This is a genomic window from Rheinheimera sediminis (assembly GCF_004005375.1).
Taxonomy (GTDB): domain Bacteria; phylum Pseudomonadota; class Gammaproteobacteria; order Enterobacterales; family Alteromonadaceae; genus Pararheinheimera.
This window is the reverse complement of record NZ_RZUF01000019.1, coordinates 38,969-53,698: the sequence shown is the minus strand read 5'-3', so window position 1 is coordinate 53,698 and position 14,730 is coordinate 38,969. Positions and strand designations below refer to the sequence as shown.

Here is a 14,730-nt window from a genome sequence, read left to right as displayed (position 1 = left end):
GCGCTTAATCAAGCTAAAAACTGACGTATTCAGCCACCTTAGCCGCAAGTTTATCGCCTATGCCTTTGACTTCAGTTAACTGTTTCTGATCTTTGATCGGACCATTTGCACTGATATAGTCTTTAATCGCTTGTGCTTTTTTTTCACCAATGCCCGGTACTGCAATCAACTGCTCAACAGAAGCACTATTGATATTCAGCTTTGTTTTCTCTGCTATTTTTGCCGTGGCCGGCACAGACAGAGGGGCTTTCGCCAGTTCTTGCGCTACGGTTAGGTTCACTGCACAGGCCAGACTGGCCATGACTGCTGCAACGAGTGCGATTTTCATCACGTTATCTCCTGTAACAGCTCCTTGCCTCATCACTGCGTCGCTGAAGGTTGTTGCCAGCCACTACAATCCGGTATAAAGAAGCAGAAGAGCCACTTTGAGTTGCAACCTCATTAATAAAGATAGCAACAAAACACCTTCATGCATCATTTAATTCACATTTAATACACATAATTTCACACCTTTTAAACCAAAAACAATCAGAATTAGTAACTAGAGTGAGGTTCCTCTTAGCGCTGACAGCAACCAGCTTGCATTCCTGACGAGTCTGGTAAAACAACAGGCAAGACTTTACCAAGAGAGCCACAGAGACAGCAGGCAAAGGTATTCAGCAACAATTCAGGCTATTGCCCTGATACTTTCATAGATTTGTCTGATGTTAAGGATTGCCGCCGCAGACAGAGTGTTCTAGCATAACCGCACTTTGTGTGTGCCAGTTTAATAAGGAAGAACCATGCGTTTATTAGTTGTTGAAGATGAAACTTTATTGGCGGAACAGATCCGCGAACATTTAGTACAGCAGCAATTTAGTGTAGACGTAGCTCATGATGGCGCAGACGGCTGGTTCAAATTAAGCGAATATCCTTATGATTTGGCGATTATCGATATTGGGTTACCCAAAATAGATGGCCTTAGTCTTATTCGTAAAGCTCGCAAGAACGAAATTAAAACGCCCGTTATTGTACTGACAGCCCGAGGTAGCTGGCAGGAGAAAGTAGAGGGACTAGACGCAGGAGCTGATGACTACCTGACAAAGCCGTTTCACACTGAAGAACTGCTGGCCCGTATCAATGCGTTGATACGCCGTGCGGCTGGCCAACCCGATCCTATGCTGCACTCGGGCCCCGTCAAGCTCAACAGCAGAACTCAGCAGGTCTGGCTTGGCGAGGAAGAAGTCAGCCTTACCGCTTATGAGTACAAAGTGCTGGAATATTTCATGCACAATCCGAATAAAGTCATTTCAAAAACTGAACTGACCGAACACATTTATGATCAGGATTTTGATCTGGACAGTAATGTGATTGAGGTGTTTGTTTTGCGCCTTCGCAAAAAACTGGATCCCGACGGCGAGTTAAAACCTATTGAAACTCTGCGTGGACGCGGTTACCGTTTTACTATGGTTGTTAGCTAAATGCAGCTTTCCCTTAAGGTTCGTCAGGGTATTATCAGCCTGTTTTTACTGTTTTTTTTACTACCCAGTTCATTTTTTGCTATAGAACAGGCTTTTTATACTCAACTACTCACCAGTACAGAGCAGAAACTTGAAGTACATATGTACTCCATTTTGGCAGAAGTGCATCCTAACGAAGGTAAAGTGGAGCTGAGTAACAACTTGTTGCCTCCGGATTTTTATCGACCCGATTCAGGTCTGGCCGCTTTTATTACCAGTGAAAACGAATTGTTATGGCAGTCCGACTCTTCGATTAATCAGCAGTTTGACCCACCGACTCACCAGATTTTGCCAGCCTCTCACGAATTTGTAATGATGGAGCAATACCAACAGACCTATTGGGTATTGTCTTTTTCTGTGCTGTTTGACTTAGGGGACAATACACTGCCCCTAACCATTCATGTGGTGCAAAATGATCATCTGCTGCAAGAGCCGTTAGACATATTCAGGAAAACGCTGAGGCAATGGTTTATTGGCATAGCCCTGGTCCTGATAGGTTTGACTTTATTGGCTTATTATTGGATCACTAAACCTCTAACCTCTTTGGATAAAGAAATTCATAAGCTTGAAAGCGGGCAGCAAGAGCAATTGTTGCACCAGTATCCCTCTGAGCTTAACAAAATTAAAGAAGACTTAAACTTACTTTTGGCCAATCAAAACAGGCAAAAGCAACGTTACCGTCATCACTTAAGTGATTTAGCCCATGCACTCAAAACTCCTATTGCAGTTTTGCGTACCTCTAAGCTGTCTGAGCAGCCTGAACTTCGTGAGCAACTTGACCGTATCACCGGCATGATAGAACATCAGCTCAAGCGCGCCGCCAGTTCAGGGCAAGATCTGTGGCACAAACAAATTAAAGTGAAACCGCTGATTGTTAAATTAGAGCAGGCCTTAAGCAAAATCTATCGGGATAAAAACTGCATCATCGAGATCCAGTGCACCGATCAGGTTGTGTTTCGCGGCGATGAGACTGACTTGATGGAAATATTAGGGAATCTACTCGATAATGCCTGTAAGGCTTGTCATGAACGGGTGAAAATCAGTGCTTTTGGCAAACCGCTGCAATTGGATATAGAGGACGATGGTCCAGGTATTCCTCAGGATAAAAGGGAAGAATTGTTTCAACGCGGAACCCGGCTGGATACCTATAAAGAAGGGCATGGTGTAGGTCTTTCTATAGTATCCGAATTAGTGAAATCGTATTCAGGCGAACTTCAGGTTTCTCAGAGCCCTTTGGGCGGCGCCCGTTTTGTTATTCGTTTTCCAGAATCAGGACTAAAATGATCAAATTCTTGTTTATCCTCATAGCCGCAAATGTACCTGTGCTTTATGCAGACACAGAGTGCGAAAAAAAAACACTGTCACAAGTCAACTATATGCGTTGCCTGGATCAACAGCTTGAACAGAACAAACGAGACTTAACTACTTGGGAAAATAACCACTTATTCATCCTTGAAACACAAGTCAGTACCACAGGCCGTCAGGATGGCTTAAAAATGTTTAACAAATCTCGTGAAACCTTTGCTCTGTATACAGAGCAAGATTGTCGCTGGCAGTTTATTGTTCAATTACCAGACAACAAAAAAGCAAGCACCGCATACAAAGAATGCCAGCTGTACCACCTAAAGCAACGTATCGACTTACTAAAACATATTGCTACTAAACCAGAATAAGTCCTGCAACCGTATCAATACGCTTATACTTGACGATATTCGATACTTTAGTTGTAGAGGCTTGTAATTATGAACATCCTGATCACCGGAGCGACTGGCTTGATAGGCCGAGCGCTCATCGAGCTGTGGCAAGGCCAACATCAACTTTTTATCCTGAGTCGTTCTGCTGAGAAAGCAAGAGAAAGTCTGGGTATTGATGCTGATTACCAGCAATCACTGGATGACTTAGACTTCAACCAGTTAGATGCAGTGGTTAATCTGGCAGGGGAACCTATCGCAGACAAACGCTGGAGCGAATCCCAAAAACAAAAAATTTGTCAAAGCCGTTGGCAATTAACAGAAGCTCTGGCGGAAAAAATTCAACGCAGCACTACCCCACCGAAAGTATTGATCAGTGGCTCCGCTATAGGTTTTTACGGTCGTCAGGGTCATGAGCCGGTCACTGAAGATCATCATTCTTTTTACCCTGAATTTAGCCACGATATTTGTGCCCGCTGGGAAAATTTGGCACAAAGGGCAGCCAGCCCACAAACCCGCGTCTGTTTGCTACGCACAGGCATAGTTCTCAGTCCTTCAGGCGGTGCTTTAGCAAAAATGTTGCCTTTGTTTAAACTAGGTCTGGGAGGTCCGATAGGCGACGGCAAGCAGTTTATGTCCTGGATCCATCTGGACGATATGGTGCGTCTGATTGATTTTTTAGTACAGCGGGATGATTTAAGCGGCCCCTTTAATGCCACAGCCCCCCGAGCTGTGGATAATAAACAATTTAGCCAGCTACTTGCAGAGCGTTTTGGTAAAAAAGCCCCCTTCAGAGTACCAGCATTTATGCTGCGTTTAGCTTTTGGTGAGATGGCTGACTTATTGTTATTCGGCCAAAACGTACAACCCAAACGCTTATTGGAAAATGGTTTTAAGTTTAACTACGCCCATTTAAAAGAAGCTTTAAACGCCCTTCAATTTTGAAGGGCGCGCCTCAACAAACTGCTGCCAGACATCTTCAGCAATTGCCTGACTTGCCATGCACCCAGCACAGTAACTAAAGTGATGCCTAATACAGGCCCTAACCACCATAAATTCCAGTGTGGTTTATAGGGTAAATCAAAAAATTGTTGCTGTACGACAGCCAGCAGGGCTTCAGCTAACAGAGTTGCAAAAAGTCCGGCTAAAGCGCCTAAAGCGGCAAACTCATATAAAAGAGCGGCTTTTAAGAAGGCCGATTTAGCACCTAAAGTCCGCAAAATAGCCAGCTCCTGCTCCCTCTGCTCCAATGTGGCCTGTACTTGCGCAACAAGCACTAACACAGCTGAAGCGAAAACCAGCATCAGAATGAAAGTTAAAGCGACTGAGACCTGACTAATAATATCGTTTACCTGCTCCAGGATAGTATCGACAGAAATCAAACTGACAGTCGGGAATTGCCGCACTATTTGATTCAGTAAGTCTTGTTCTGACATGTTCAGGTAAAAAGCAGTGATATAGGTAGCAGGAAAGCCCTGCATCAAATCAGGTGACAGCACCATGTAGAAGTTCGGCTGCAAACTATTCCAATCCACTTTACGAATACTGCTGATGGTGGCTTCAAATACCTGGCCTCCAACAGAAAACTGCAGCTTGTCACCTAACTTTAGCGCTAAACGTTCTGCCATTTGTGACTCGACCGACACTTCGGCTTTAGAGTCAGTACTAAACCATTGTCCGCTTTCCACTTCGTTGTTATCCGGAATACGGCTTAACCAAGTAAGATTCAGCTCACGTCCAACACCCTGACGTTGTTCAGGTTTTTCCTTGGTGGCTTCATCTGCAAAGTTTTCACCATTCACCGCCAATACCCGGCCATTCACCATAGGATAAAATTCGGTCAGCTCTAAGTTATGTTGAATCGCCAGCTGCTGTAACGATGTTTTGTCCTGCTCGGTTAAATTGACCAGAAACTGATTCGGCGCACCTGCAGGCACTTGCTGCTGCCACTGTTCAAGTAACTCCGAGCGCAGAAAATACAAGAGCAAGGTTAAAAACAACGCCAAACTGAAAGTAATTAGCTGAAATGCATTTGGCCATAACCTGCGTCGTAAATTTGCCAAAGCAAGACGCAGCGCACTACTTTGACCAGCAGCCATAGGCTTTGCGACCCGGACAAGCACTGCAGCAAAGCCCATTAATAAGATGGCGAATACCAAACACAATACAAATAACCAGCTGCTGATCCATAAATCGCCACTAAATAGCCACATCAATAACCAAATAGCCGCAGCGCCACTGATTAAATGCACCGGGTCAAATTTCATTTGATCCGGTTTTTCACGCAACACATTCAGTGCCGGTACTGCGGCCAGACGCCATAAAGGCCGGGCTGAAAACAGTACGGCACAAATTGCTGCAGTCAATACGCCAAGACCTAAAGGCCGGAAACTGAATTCCGCCACATAGTCTGGCATCCAGAATGCGACGCCCCACTGGCTTAACTGCACTAACAGCTGGCCGGCCAGCAAACCGAAACCTACGCTGAAAATCACCACAAAGAGCAGATGACTGCCATAAATTTTCCGACTCAAGGTCGTAGTCGCGCCCAGAGCTTTCATCACAGCGACAGAGCGGGCATGACGTTGGCTATATCTGTTAGCGGCTACAGCAGCGGCACAGGCGGCCAGCACTATACCCAAAAGACCAGATAACAATAAAAACCGCTCCGATCTGTCCAGAGCGCCACCTATAGCGGATTCTCTGTCCATTTTCTGCCATCTGTCCTGAGGACCTAAGTATGCTTTATTTTGCGTCTCTAATAACTCCAGATCTTTCTGGCTACCTGCAAACATTAACCGGTAGGTAATTCGGCTGCCAGGCTGAATAATACCAGTAGCTGCGACATCATCCAGATGCATCAAAATACGAGGAGAGCTGCCAAATACAGACAATGGTGCATCTGGCTCAGCCACTATAACACCAGCTGCGATAAATTCCTTTTCACCCAGTTCAAGACTATCGCCCACCTTAATATTAAGTAAACTAAAAAGACGACTTTCCAGATAAAGCTGGTTGGGCTGCAGTGAAGTAACAAGACTTGGATCTGTGACGGAAGAGCTTAGTTTCAGCTCGCCACGAAGTGGATAACCTGCGGAAACAGCTTTCACTGACACCAGCTGCATCAAATCTTTAGCAAACAACATTGAGTTAAATTGCACCTGACGGGATGACTGCAACTGCAGCTTATCTGCGCTTTGCTGGATCTGTTCGTTAAAGCCTATGCTCGAACGCAAAATCTTATCCGCGGCTACAAAGTTAGCGCTACGCTGATATAAAGCAGAACGCACGGATTCCGTAATACCAGACAAACTGACAACAGTTAGCACAGCAAGGAAGAGTGAAAAGGCAATCACCCATAACTCGCCCCTGCTTAACTCGCGCCAGAATAGCCGCCAAGCGATTTTACCCCACATGGCGTTTGTCCTCTGTCGTCTGAGTTAAATCGGCAGCTAAATGACCCGCGTGCATATGGAATCTGTATTGGCAACGTTGTGCCAGCTCATGGTTATGAGTCACCAGCACTAAGGTTGTACCTTGCTGCTCATTCAGTTCAAATAATAAATCTTCGATTTTTTCACCTGTCGCGCTGTCCAGATTCGCTGAAGGCTCATCTGCAAAAAGTACTGCAGGTTTGGTAATAAAAGCTCTGGCTATCGCGACACGCTGCTGCTCACCACCACTCATCTGGTTAGGAAAAAAGTCTGCTCTGTGACTCAGTCCCACTTGTGCCAGCAACTCAAGACCACGAGCCTTTGCGTCTGGCATTCCTGCAAGTTCTGCAGGTAAGGTCACGTTCTCAAGAGCAGTCAGGCTAGGTAAAAGTAAAAAAGACTGGAACACAAAACCTACTGAGCGGGCTCTTAACTCGGCCCGCTCATCTTCTGACAATTTATGCAGTGGCTGACCCGCTAAATAGACTTCGCCGGAAGAGGCCTGATCCAAACCAGCCAATATACCTAATAAAGTAGACTTGCCTGAGCCTGAAGCGCCCACTATGGCAACTGTCGCTCCCTGATTGATAGTCAGATGGATATCTTGCAGTATGGTAAGTTCAGACTCGGTAAGCTGAACTCTTTTCACAACATCTTTAGCAACAATATGAGGTATAGGTGTTTTCATGATTCGATTAATCTACGTTATGCTTTTGGTCCTGTCTCTCACCACAGCTGCGGTGCAGGCCAAAACGCTGTTAATTCTTGGCGATAGTCTCAGTGCTGGTTATGGTTTAAGCCAACAACAAAGTTGGGTCTATCTGCTGCAACAAAAGTTAGACCACCAAGACAGTGGCTGGACTTTAGTCAATGCCAGTATCAGTGGCGAAACCTCAGGCGGTGGCTTAGCTCGTCTACCAGCACTGCTTAAACAGCACCAACCCGATTATGTACTGATTGAACTGGGCGCTAATGACGGCCTACGCGGTTTTCCCATACCGCAACTCGAAAGCAACCTGAACGCTATGGTAGAACAAATCAAACAACAGAACAGCCAGGCCGTATTGATGCAAATACGTATACCACCAAACTATGGCCCACGTTACACCACACAATTTACTAATTTATATGCAAAAGTAGCGGAAGCACAGCAAATAGTGCTCTGGCCTTTCTTTATGGAGACCATAGCGTTAAAACAGCAGTGGATGCAAGCCGATGGACTGCATCCGAACTTGGAAGCCCAGCCTGTTATCGCAGATTTAATGCAGCCTCTGGTCTTGCAGCTGAAATGAAGAAATAAATCAGGTTATTTACAGCAAGCGGCTATCTAGCCGCTTTTTTTAAGGGTAAACATTGAATAGTGCTGAGCTATTGCGAAGAACAGGACATATAAAACGCAACTACACTAGTTGATGTATTTGTAATTGGAATAAGTGAAGATAATTGAAAATATAAAGGGGTTGCGTAGCAGGACTANATGTATTTGTAATTGGAATAAGTGAAGATAATTGAAAATATAAAGGGGTTGCGTAGCAGGACTATTTGGTGGAGCTAAGCGGGATCGAACCGCTGACCTCTTGCATGCCATGCAAGCGCTCTCCCAGCTGAGCTATAGCCCCACTTGCAGATGTAACGCTGAAGTGGCGTCCCTTAGGGGATTCGAACCCCTGTTACCGCCGTGAAAGGGCGGTGTCCTAGGCCTCTAGACGAAAGGGACAGGCGCATAAACATCATATATTTTTTTGACTAAGTGGCGTCCCTTAGGGGATTCGAACCCCTGTTACCGCCGTGAAAGGGCGGTGTCCTAGGCCTCTAGACGAAAGGGACAGGCGCATAAACATCATATATTTTTTTGACTAAGTGGCGTCCCTTAGGGGATTCGAACCCCTGTTACCGCCGTGAAAGGGCGGTGTCCTAGGCCTCTAGACGAAAGGGACAGGCGCATAAACATCATATATTTTTTTGACTAAGTGGCGTCCCTTAGGGGATTCGAACCCCTGTTACCGCCGTGAAAGGGCGGTGTCCTAGGCCTCTAGACGAAAGGGACACTGGATAGGTCTTCTCATGATGCTGGCGTCCCTTAGGGGATTCGAACCCCTGTTACCGCCGTGAAAGGGCGGTGTCCTAGGCCTCTAGACGAAAGGGACAGGCGCATAAACATCATATATTTTTTTGACTAAGTGGCGTCCCTTAGGGGATTCGAACCCCTGTTACCGCCGTGAAAGGGCGGTGTCCTAGGCCTCTAGACGAAAGGGACACTATCAGTCAGTTTGTCAAATTTTGTTGGCGTCCCTTAGGGGATTCGAACCCCTGTTACCGCCGTGAAAGGGCGGTGTCCTAGGCCTCTAGACGAAAGGGACACTGGAACAAAATTTTTGGTGGAGCTAAGCGGGATCGAACCGCTGACCTCTTGCATGCCATGCAAGCGCTCTCCCAGCTGAGCTATAGCCCCACACCAATTGTAGAGTTTGCTAAGCAATCCCCTACAAGACGAGGCGAATTCTAGGGGCCGAGGCCAAAGGTGTCAACAGTTTTTTAGAAAGCCTTAACTGTTCGCGTATTTTTTAAACTAACTGTCGATAGAATCAGCAAATAGCAGCAAATTAAGTGACATAGCGACACACTGCCCTGTCTGTACTTTAGTTCAATCGAAGGATTTTCTGCAACACGAGTTAGACATAGAGTTCAGGAGAAAGATAACAATAGATAAAGAGATAGCACTAGAAACGAGTAATAAAATCCAAGCCATGCTCTGCCTATCCACAATGCTGCAACCACTTACAACCTAAGATAGACTGAGTTTGGAAATATTCTGCACAAGCAAAAGCTATACAGCAGCTACAACCAAGAAAGGGAATCTAACCTTCAGGTTACCAGCTCCACCAGGCTCAATCTGGTTGCCCTATTGCGCAACTCGCTAGGCGCAGAAAGAAAAAACCCTGCCGAGGCAGGGTTTTTTTAAAGCATTAAAGCGTCACGTTCTTTTTACTAGCGCGTTCTTTAATGTAGGTTTCCCAACTTGCCGCTTGACGGGCATACTTAGGATCAGCTTTCGCTTTTTGCACCGCTTGATAAGCGTCTCTGAATTTGTTCTGGTAGAAGTAAGCTTCAACCAAAGCTAAATACACAGGGCCTTTGACTTTTACGCCAGCATCCAATGATTTATTCAAAGCAACTATAGCTGCGGGGTATTTCTCAGCAAGGATCAAGGAAGAACCCTGACGACGATAAGCGTCTGCATCATTATCTAACTGAGCTGACTCGCCATAATACTGAGCTGCTTTATCCATTTCACGCGCTGCCTGAAACGAACTGGCCATACTATTAAGCATTGTTTTATCTTTAGGGATCAAACCAGACTTTATATGTTGTTCCAGCGTTACGCCCGCTTTGTAAGGGATGTTCGCATTTGAATACAGCTGAGATAATAACTTAAACTCGTTTGCTGTATCCAGCATACCCTGTCTTGCAGCAACCTCTAAGGTAACCAAAGCTTTCTCGTATTGCTCTTCAATACTGTAAAACTGAGCCAGATAAGTCCACCAGCGTTTTTCCGAAGGGAAAATTTGCACAGTAGTCTCAAGAACTTCGATCGCTTTCTTGTTGTTTTTCATCTCGTAATAAGCTGAAAACTTCAAGGTATAAGGACCGGCGTTTGGCTTCGCCTTGTCTTGCAGAGCTATAGCTTTATCGGCAGGCTCAATCACCTTCTGATACTGCTTGGTTTCCATGTAAGCGCTAGCAATACGCAAATAAAGGTTCGCGTCCTGCTCACCAGTGAAATCGATCCACTGATAATAGGTTTTGATGGCTTCATTGTATTGCTTATCGCTTAACAACAGGTCAGCTAACAAACGTAAAGAAGCCGCCTGATCGGTGAAGCTCAGTAAATCGGGCTTTATCGCCTGACGTAAGTAGTTGATAGACTTCTTCTCGTCTTTTGCAGCCCACATGTTGCCTAAGAAACGATTTACAAAAGCCTTATCAAACTCGTTACTGGCTTCAATATCTGACAACACAGCAATAGCTTCGTTTAGCTGCTCAGCACTATACAATTCATAGGCCTTACCAATGGCTTTGCCTACCCGCTCGCCAACAACAGTTGTCTTACGGTTTTTTCTTGCTTCGATTTTTGCTGGGTCCGGCGCTGCAACAGCATAAGAACTCAGAGTAGTAGCACCAAAACTAGCCAATACGATCAACGCAGAAGTAAGTGAACTTAATTTCTTCATTTTGTTAACCTCCAGCCTGATCTAAGGAGAAGTCCAGCTGAACCATAATACCTGGTTGCTGCACTGCTTTACCGTCGACCACTTTTGGTGAATATTTCCAACGTTTCAGAGCTCGAATTGCTTCACGGTCGAATACACGTTTAGGTTCAGCTTCTACAACAGTAACTTCGCCAACGCTGCCATCTTCCAGAATAGTAAAACGCATTTTTACCCATCCCTGCAGGCCATCACGAGCAGCTTGCACAGGATATTTAGGTTCAATACGAACTATTGGAGTAGCATCGCCATCACGCATCATTGCTGAAGAAGGATCGCCTAATCCTGAATTTGCACCACCTACGTCAACAGACGGCATGTTAAAGCCAATGGCTCCACCTGTGTCTGTTGAAGCGGGCTCAGCAACCGGAGCCTTTGGTGGCTCTGGTGGCGGTGGTGGTGGTGGTGGCGGTACCCGAACACGTGTCTGAGCTTTAGACTCAGGCGGTGTCGAGTTAATTTCAATAACGATTTGTTCCTTTTTAGCATTGGTGAACGTATCATCCCCACCTATAAGGAATGCCATCAACACATACAGGAAAAACGTTATTACCGCACCAAAAACCAGTGATAGTAATAACCTTACCATATTACTTGTTCTCCGCAGCGATCGAAATCTTATCGATACCAGCCAGCTTGATCTGGTCCATTACTGAAACCACGACACCATGCTTAGCTTCTTTGTCTGCTTGAATAATGACTGTATCTGTTGGCGATTCGGCCAGCAGTTTTTCAACTGTCGCACCAACACGCTCAACGTCTACAGCACGTTTATCCATCCAGATCTCACCGTTTGCACGGATAGCGATAAAGATAGTAGCTGACGGCTTCTGTATCGCTTTTGTCGCTTTAGGGCGAAGTACATCTATACCAGCTTCTTTAACGAATGAAGTCGTTACGATAAAGAAGATCAGCATGATGAATACAACGTCCAACATTGGCGTTAAATCTACTGCTGCCTCTTCGGCTTCACGTCTAATTTTACGTGCCATAAATTACTCTCTATCAATGATGAGGCATGCTATCAGCTAATTCATGAACTGCTGATTTCACCTTACCTTCCAGTTTAGACGTTACAAATACACCTGATAAACAAGCAACCATACCAGCCATAGTTGGGATTGTTGCCATAGATATACCAGCTGCCATCAGTCTTGGGTTACCGGTACCTTGCACCGCCATAATTTCGAATACGGCGATCATACCGGTCACAGTACCTAACAAACCCACCATAGGGCAGATCGCAACCAATGTTTTGATTACTCCGATCCGCTCACGCAGTTTGGTAGATGCCTCAGACACCCACGCATCACGAATTTTATGCGCATACCATGAGGTTGTATCAGCCCGGGCATTCCAGTCTGCAATGATTTTATCACGCAGTACTGGATACTCTCGGTTAATAAACCAGAAGCGCTCTATGATCAATACCCACATGATGAAGAGCACTAGGGCGACGATATACAACACATCACCGCCGGTCGCGATAAAATCCCTGACAGATTCCCAAAGCTCTATCAGGCTATGCATTACGCTTTCTCCTTCTCCGCATGAGCAGCGATGATACCAGCGCTTTGCTCATCCAGAACATGCAGGACTGAGTTTGACTTACTTTGTAACATAGAGTGGATAAACAATAATGGCAGAGCACATAACAGACCTTGAACAGTTGTTACTAACGCCATTGAAATCTGACCAGCCATGATTTTCGGGTCGCCAGTACCGTGTAAGGTAATAACCTGGAACGCACCGATCATACCGATAACTGTACCTAACAGACCTAATAAAGGACCAACAGCAGCGATCAGCTTGATAATACCGATACCTTTTTCGATATCCGGCGTTTCACGCATAATGGCTTCGTCCAGTTTCAGTTCCAGAGTTTCAACGTCAACAGATTTGTTGTCGTGGTACACTTTCAGGATACGGCCTAAAGCGTTTTTCTCTGAAGGGTTATTCAGGTTTTTCAGCTGAGCTTTCACGCCAGCAGCTGCTGCAGTCAGAGATACGAAACGGATAGCACCGATCAATAAGCCGATCAGTAATAAAGCCGTAATCACATAACCTGGTGTACCACCTTGGTGATATTGCTCTTCAAGAGTTGCTTCCTGAGTTTTCAGACGCAATAAGTTACCACCAGTAGGATCGATATACACTGGCTTCACTTCACCGGCAGCTGCATTTTTAAATGCTTCTGCAGCTGAAACAACATAAGACTCAGGCTGTTTCACCAAAGGTTGCATTTCCTGAGTGTCAGCGTTGAATACTAAGTAACCACCGTCAGAGATCAGGTTAAAAGCACCAACACGAGTCACAGATGCCTGAGAAGCGTTACCGTCTAAGCCTACAACGTTACCTTCAAACTTAGAAACTTTAGCAGACTCAGTCATTTCAGTTTGCAAAGCAATCCACAGCTCTTCCAGTTCTTTAATCTCTGGAATTTCTTTGGCTTCAGCCAGCTTTTGCAGCAGTTGTTCACGGCCTTTGTACTGAGCACTGATGTTCGACATAGCAATGCTACCGATAGTTTCAGTTGCAGCGCCACGTACAGTACCAAACATCTCACCCAAGGTACCTTGAGCTGCGATTAATTCGGCTTCTTTCGCACCTAATTTGCCTTCGTTGTCAGCAAATTGTTGAGTTAAAGAACGACCACGTGATTCTTCCGCAGAAAACTCAGCTTTAGCTCTGTTTAACAGGGCTTGTTTGTCTGCACGGTCAGATAAAAACTCTTTCTCACGTTGCTGATTAACACGACCTTCAGCAGTACGAGCTTGTTTCACCTGCTCTAATAATTGATCCAGCTTGGCAGTATCTGCTGCTGCGTTTAAACACACGCCTGCAGACAAAGTAACAGTAGCTGCAATTACTAAACCTTTAAAAACTTTCTTCATTTATGCTTACTCCGCTGCTAACACTGGAAGTTTTAACAATTCTGGGGCAGCTTGTTTACCCGCAACACGAATCGCGAACTTAGTAGATTCCAGGTATTCCTGACCCAAAGCTTCCCATTGACCTGTAGTTCTGTTGAACATCCAAGCTTGCTTTTCATCCAGAGATTGAGCCAGTAAAGCAACGCGACCTACGTATACGTAGTTCACAGTAATTTCACTGCCATCTACGGCCAGTTTGTCAGTGTAAGTCACTAAAGCTGTGCCTAAATCTTTTTCGATTTGGTAAGCTTCAAGTACTAAACGGTACATTTCAGAAGTGTTTACCGCTGAGTTACCTAATACAGAGCGTAAACGGTCAATACGAGCTAAACGGTTCGTCAAATCGATTGGCATATCGGCTTTAATGAAAGCTTCTAAAGTATCAACCATACGATACATCAGAGGTACGATACCTTGCTTAGTACCTTCGATAGTACCAATTTGCTTATCAAAAGAAGCTAATTGCTCGTTCTGATCGGCAACCAACTTAGCAACGTGATCGTTGTAAACTTTCAAGTTTTCAGTTTGTTCAACTAATTGACGGTATTCGGCCAACAATTCCTGGCTTTGGTCAAAAATATTGTTGATTTTTTCTTGTGACTGAACTGAAGCGCGGATGTTTTGCTGACCCACTTTATGAATTTCAGACAGTTGATTTGCTGCTACTGAAGTGCTGGCCAATGCGAATGCTCCAAACAGAGCAGAAGCAACCAGACTCTTACGAATGTTATTGTTAGACATAGTTCCCAACCAATAATTGCTGATTAACGTAACCTGTTTTTGAAAGGTTATTTTTTGTAACAAAAAATAACCCGGTTAAGGGGTAAACCGCCCGCATCATTGCAGCAAACTCGCGGATTGTCAATATAACAACGACAGTCAACGGTGACAGTTTTGTTGCAATT

At 45.1% G+C, this 14,730-nt stretch carries 14 protein-coding genes and 9 tRNA genes; 5 read left to right on the top strand and 18 right to left on the bottom strand.

Features of this window, described 5'->3' with window-relative positions; genetic code table 11:
* Positions 1 to 13: 13 nt before the first annotated feature.
* Positions 14 to 328 (bottom strand): ComEA family DNA-binding protein, encoded by a 315-nt coding sequence (locus tag EMM73_RS13995; protein WP_127687298.1) that lies wholly within the window; start codon positions 326 to 328, stop codon positions 14 to 16.
* 454 nt (positions 329 to 782) lie between these two features.
* On the opposite strand from EMM73_RS13995, the gene EMM73_RS13990 reads away from it, so the two are divergent.
* From EMM73_RS13990 to EMM73_RS13975, 4 genes are all read left to right on the top strand, one after another.
* Positions 783 to 1,460 (top strand): response regulator transcription factor, encoded by a 678-nt coding sequence (locus EMM73_RS13990; RefSeq protein ID WP_127687296.1) that lies wholly within the window; start codon positions 783 to 785, stop codon positions 1,458 to 1,460.
* The gene (locus EMM73_RS13985) at positions 1,461 to 2,783 is read left to right on the top strand and encodes an ATP-binding protein (protein WP_127687294.1); all 1,323 of its coding nucleotides are present in this window, start codon (positions 1,461 to 1,463) and stop codon (positions 2,781 to 2,783) included.
* The gene (locus tag EMM73_RS13980) at positions 2,780 to 3,172 is read left to right on the top strand and encodes a DUF1311 domain-containing protein (protein ID WP_127687292.1); all 393 of its coding nucleotides are present in this window, start codon (positions 2,780 to 2,782) and stop codon (positions 3,170 to 3,172) included. The genes EMM73_RS13985 and EMM73_RS13980 overlap by 4 nt, the downstream gene beginning before the upstream one ends.
* Before the next feature lie 69 nt (positions 3,173 to 3,241).
* Positions 3,242 to 4,135, top strand: coding sequence for a TIGR01777 family oxidoreductase (locus EMM73_RS13975; RefSeq protein ID WP_127687290.1), 894 nt, complete (start codon positions 3,242 to 3,244; stop codon positions 4,133 to 4,135).
* Here EMM73_RS13975 and EMM73_RS13970 read toward each other — a convergent pair.
* Positions 4,126 to 6,606, bottom strand: coding sequence for an ABC transporter permease (locus EMM73_RS13970; protein WP_127687288.1), 2,481 nt, complete (start codon positions 6,604 to 6,606; stop codon positions 4,126 to 4,128). The genes EMM73_RS13975 and EMM73_RS13970 overlap by 10 nt on opposite strands.
* Entirely contained in the window at positions 6,596 to 7,312 is a 717-nt protein-coding gene (locus EMM73_RS13965) for an ABC transporter ATP-binding protein (RefSeq protein WP_127687286.1), read from the bottom strand. Before EMM73_RS13965 ends, EMM73_RS13970 begins: the two co-directional genes overlap by 11 nt.
* Here EMM73_RS13965 and EMM73_RS13960 point away from each other — a divergent pair.
* A complete protein-coding gene (locus EMM73_RS13960) occupies positions 7,311 to 7,916 on the top strand; it encodes an arylesterase (protein WP_145987567.1) in 606 nt (201 codons plus the stop codon). The genes EMM73_RS13965 and EMM73_RS13960 overlap by 2 nt on opposite strands.
* A 251-nt stretch (positions 7,917 to 8,167) precedes the next feature.
* Here the strand turns inward: EMM73_RS13960 and EMM73_RS13955 are convergent.
* The 15 genes from EMM73_RS13955 to EMM73_RS13885 form a co-directional block, all read right to left on the bottom strand.
* Positions 8,168 to 8,243, bottom strand: a tRNA-Ala gene (locus tag EMM73_RS13955).
* A gap of 22 nt (positions 8,244 to 8,265) precedes the next feature.
* Positions 8,266 to 8,341 (bottom strand) — tRNA-Glu (locus tag EMM73_RS13950).
* 34 nt (positions 8,342 to 8,375) lie between these two features.
* Positions 8,376 to 8,451 (bottom strand) — tRNA-Glu (locus EMM73_RS13945).
* A 34-nt stretch (positions 8,452 to 8,485) separates the two neighbouring features.
* Positions 8,486 to 8,561, bottom strand: a tRNA-Glu gene (locus EMM73_RS13940).
* A gap of 34 nt (positions 8,562 to 8,595) precedes the next feature.
* A tRNA-Glu gene (locus EMM73_RS13935) sits at positions 8,596 to 8,671 on the bottom strand.
* Positions 8,672 to 8,695: 24 nt separating this feature from the next.
* Positions 8,696 to 8,771: transfer RNA gene (locus EMM73_RS13930), tRNA-Glu, on the bottom strand.
* Positions 8,772 to 8,805: 34 nt separating this feature from the next.
* Positions 8,806 to 8,881 (bottom strand) — tRNA-Glu (locus tag EMM73_RS13925).
* A 27-nt stretch (positions 8,882 to 8,908) separates the two neighbouring features.
* Positions 8,909 to 8,984: transfer RNA gene (locus tag EMM73_RS13920), tRNA-Glu, on the bottom strand.
* A gap of 16 nt (positions 8,985 to 9,000) precedes the next feature.
* Positions 9,001 to 9,076, bottom strand: a tRNA-Ala gene (locus tag EMM73_RS13915).
* A 514-nt stretch (positions 9,077 to 9,590) separates the two neighbouring features.
* On the bottom strand, positions 9,591 to 10,856 hold the full coding sequence (locus EMM73_RS13910) for a tetratricopeptide repeat protein (RefSeq protein WP_127687284.1): 1,266 nt from the start codon (positions 10,854 to 10,856) through the stop codon (positions 9,591 to 9,593).
* 4 nt (positions 10,857 to 10,860) lie between these two features.
* Complete coding sequence (locus EMM73_RS13905) at positions 10,861 to 11,481, bottom strand: energy transducer TonB (RefSeq protein ID WP_127687282.1); 621 nt, start codon at positions 11,479 to 11,481, stop codon at positions 10,861 to 10,863.
* 1 nt (position 11,482) lies between these two features.
* Positions 11,483 to 11,884, bottom strand: a complete 402-nt coding sequence (locus EMM73_RS13900) for an ExbD/TolR family protein (protein WP_127687280.1) — start codon at positions 11,882 to 11,884, stop codon at positions 11,483 to 11,485.
* A 13-nt stretch (positions 11,885 to 11,897) separates the two neighbouring features.
* On the bottom strand, positions 11,898 to 12,422 hold the full coding sequence (locus EMM73_RS13895) for a MotA/TolQ/ExbB proton channel family protein (protein ID WP_127687278.1): 525 nt from the start codon (positions 12,420 to 12,422) through the stop codon (positions 11,898 to 11,900).
* The gene (locus tag EMM73_RS13890) at positions 12,422 to 13,786 is read right to left on the bottom strand and encodes a MotA/TolQ/ExbB proton channel family protein (protein ID WP_127687276.1); all 1,365 of its coding nucleotides are present in this window, start codon (positions 13,784 to 13,786) and stop codon (positions 12,422 to 12,424) included. The genes EMM73_RS13895 and EMM73_RS13890 overlap by 1 nt, the downstream gene beginning before the upstream one ends.
* Positions 13,787 to 13,792: 6 nt before the next feature.
* Positions 13,793 to 14,566 carry a DUF3450 domain-containing protein gene (locus EMM73_RS13885; protein WP_127687274.1) on the bottom strand — a complete coding sequence of 258 codons (774 nt, stop codon included), beginning with the start codon at positions 14,564 to 14,566 and terminating at the stop codon, positions 13,793 to 13,795.
* Positions 14,567 to 14,730 lie beyond the last annotated feature (164 nt).

What these genes read in the sequence shown, in the direction of transcription:
- EMM73_RS13995 (WP_127687298.1), bottom strand. Translation starts at nt 328, where the DNA reads ATGAAAATCGCACTCGTTGCAGCAGTCATGGCCAGTCTGGCCTGTGCA.
- EMM73_RS13990 (WP_127687296.1), top strand. Translation starts at nt 783, where the DNA reads ATGCGTTTATTAGTTGTTGAAGATGAAACTTTATTGGCGGAACAGATC.
- EMM73_RS13985 (WP_127687294.1), top strand. Translation starts at nt 1,461, where the DNA reads ATGCAGCTTTCCCTTAAGGTTCGTCAGGGTATTATCAGCCTGTTTTTA.
- EMM73_RS13980 (WP_127687292.1), top strand. Translation starts at nt 2,780, where the DNA reads ATGATCAAATTCTTGTTTATCCTCATAGCCGCAAATGTACCTGTGCTT.
- EMM73_RS13975 (WP_127687290.1), top strand. Translation starts at nt 3,242, where the DNA reads ATGAACATCCTGATCACCGGAGCGACTGGCTTGATAGGCCGAGCGCTC.
- EMM73_RS13970 (WP_127687288.1), bottom strand. Translation starts at nt 6,606, where the DNA reads ATGTGGGGTAAAATCGCTTGGCGGCTATTCTGGCGCGAGTTAAGCAGG.
- EMM73_RS13960 (WP_145987567.1), top strand. Translation starts at nt 7,311, where the DNA reads ATGATTCGATTAATCTACGTTATGCTTTTGGTCCTGTCTCTCACCACA.
- EMM73_RS13965 (WP_127687286.1), bottom strand. Translation starts at nt 7,312, where the DNA reads ATGAAAACACCTATACCTCATATTGTTGCTAAAGATGTTGTGAAAAGA.
- EMM73_RS13910 (WP_127687284.1), bottom strand. Translation starts at nt 10,856, where the DNA reads ATGAAGAAATTAAGTTCACTTACTTCTGCGTTGATCGTATTGGCTAGT.
- EMM73_RS13905 (WP_127687282.1), bottom strand. Translation starts at nt 11,481, where the DNA reads ATGGTAAGGTTATTACTATCACTGGTTTTTGGTGCGGTAATAACGTTT.
- EMM73_RS13900 (WP_127687280.1), bottom strand. Translation starts at nt 11,884, where the DNA reads ATGGCACGTAAAATTAGACGTGAAGCCGAAGAGGCAGCAGTAGATTTA.
- EMM73_RS13895 (WP_127687278.1), bottom strand. Translation starts at nt 12,422, where the DNA reads ATGCATAGCCTGATAGAGCTTTGGGAATCTGTCAGGGATTTTATCGCG.
- EMM73_RS13890 (WP_127687276.1), bottom strand. Translation starts at nt 13,786, where the DNA reads ATGAAGAAAGTTTTTAAAGGTTTAGTAATTGCAGCTACTGTTACTTTG.
- EMM73_RS13885 (WP_127687274.1), bottom strand. Translation starts at nt 14,566, where the DNA reads ATGTCTAACAATAACATTCGTAAGAGTCTGGTTGCTTCTGCTCTGTTT.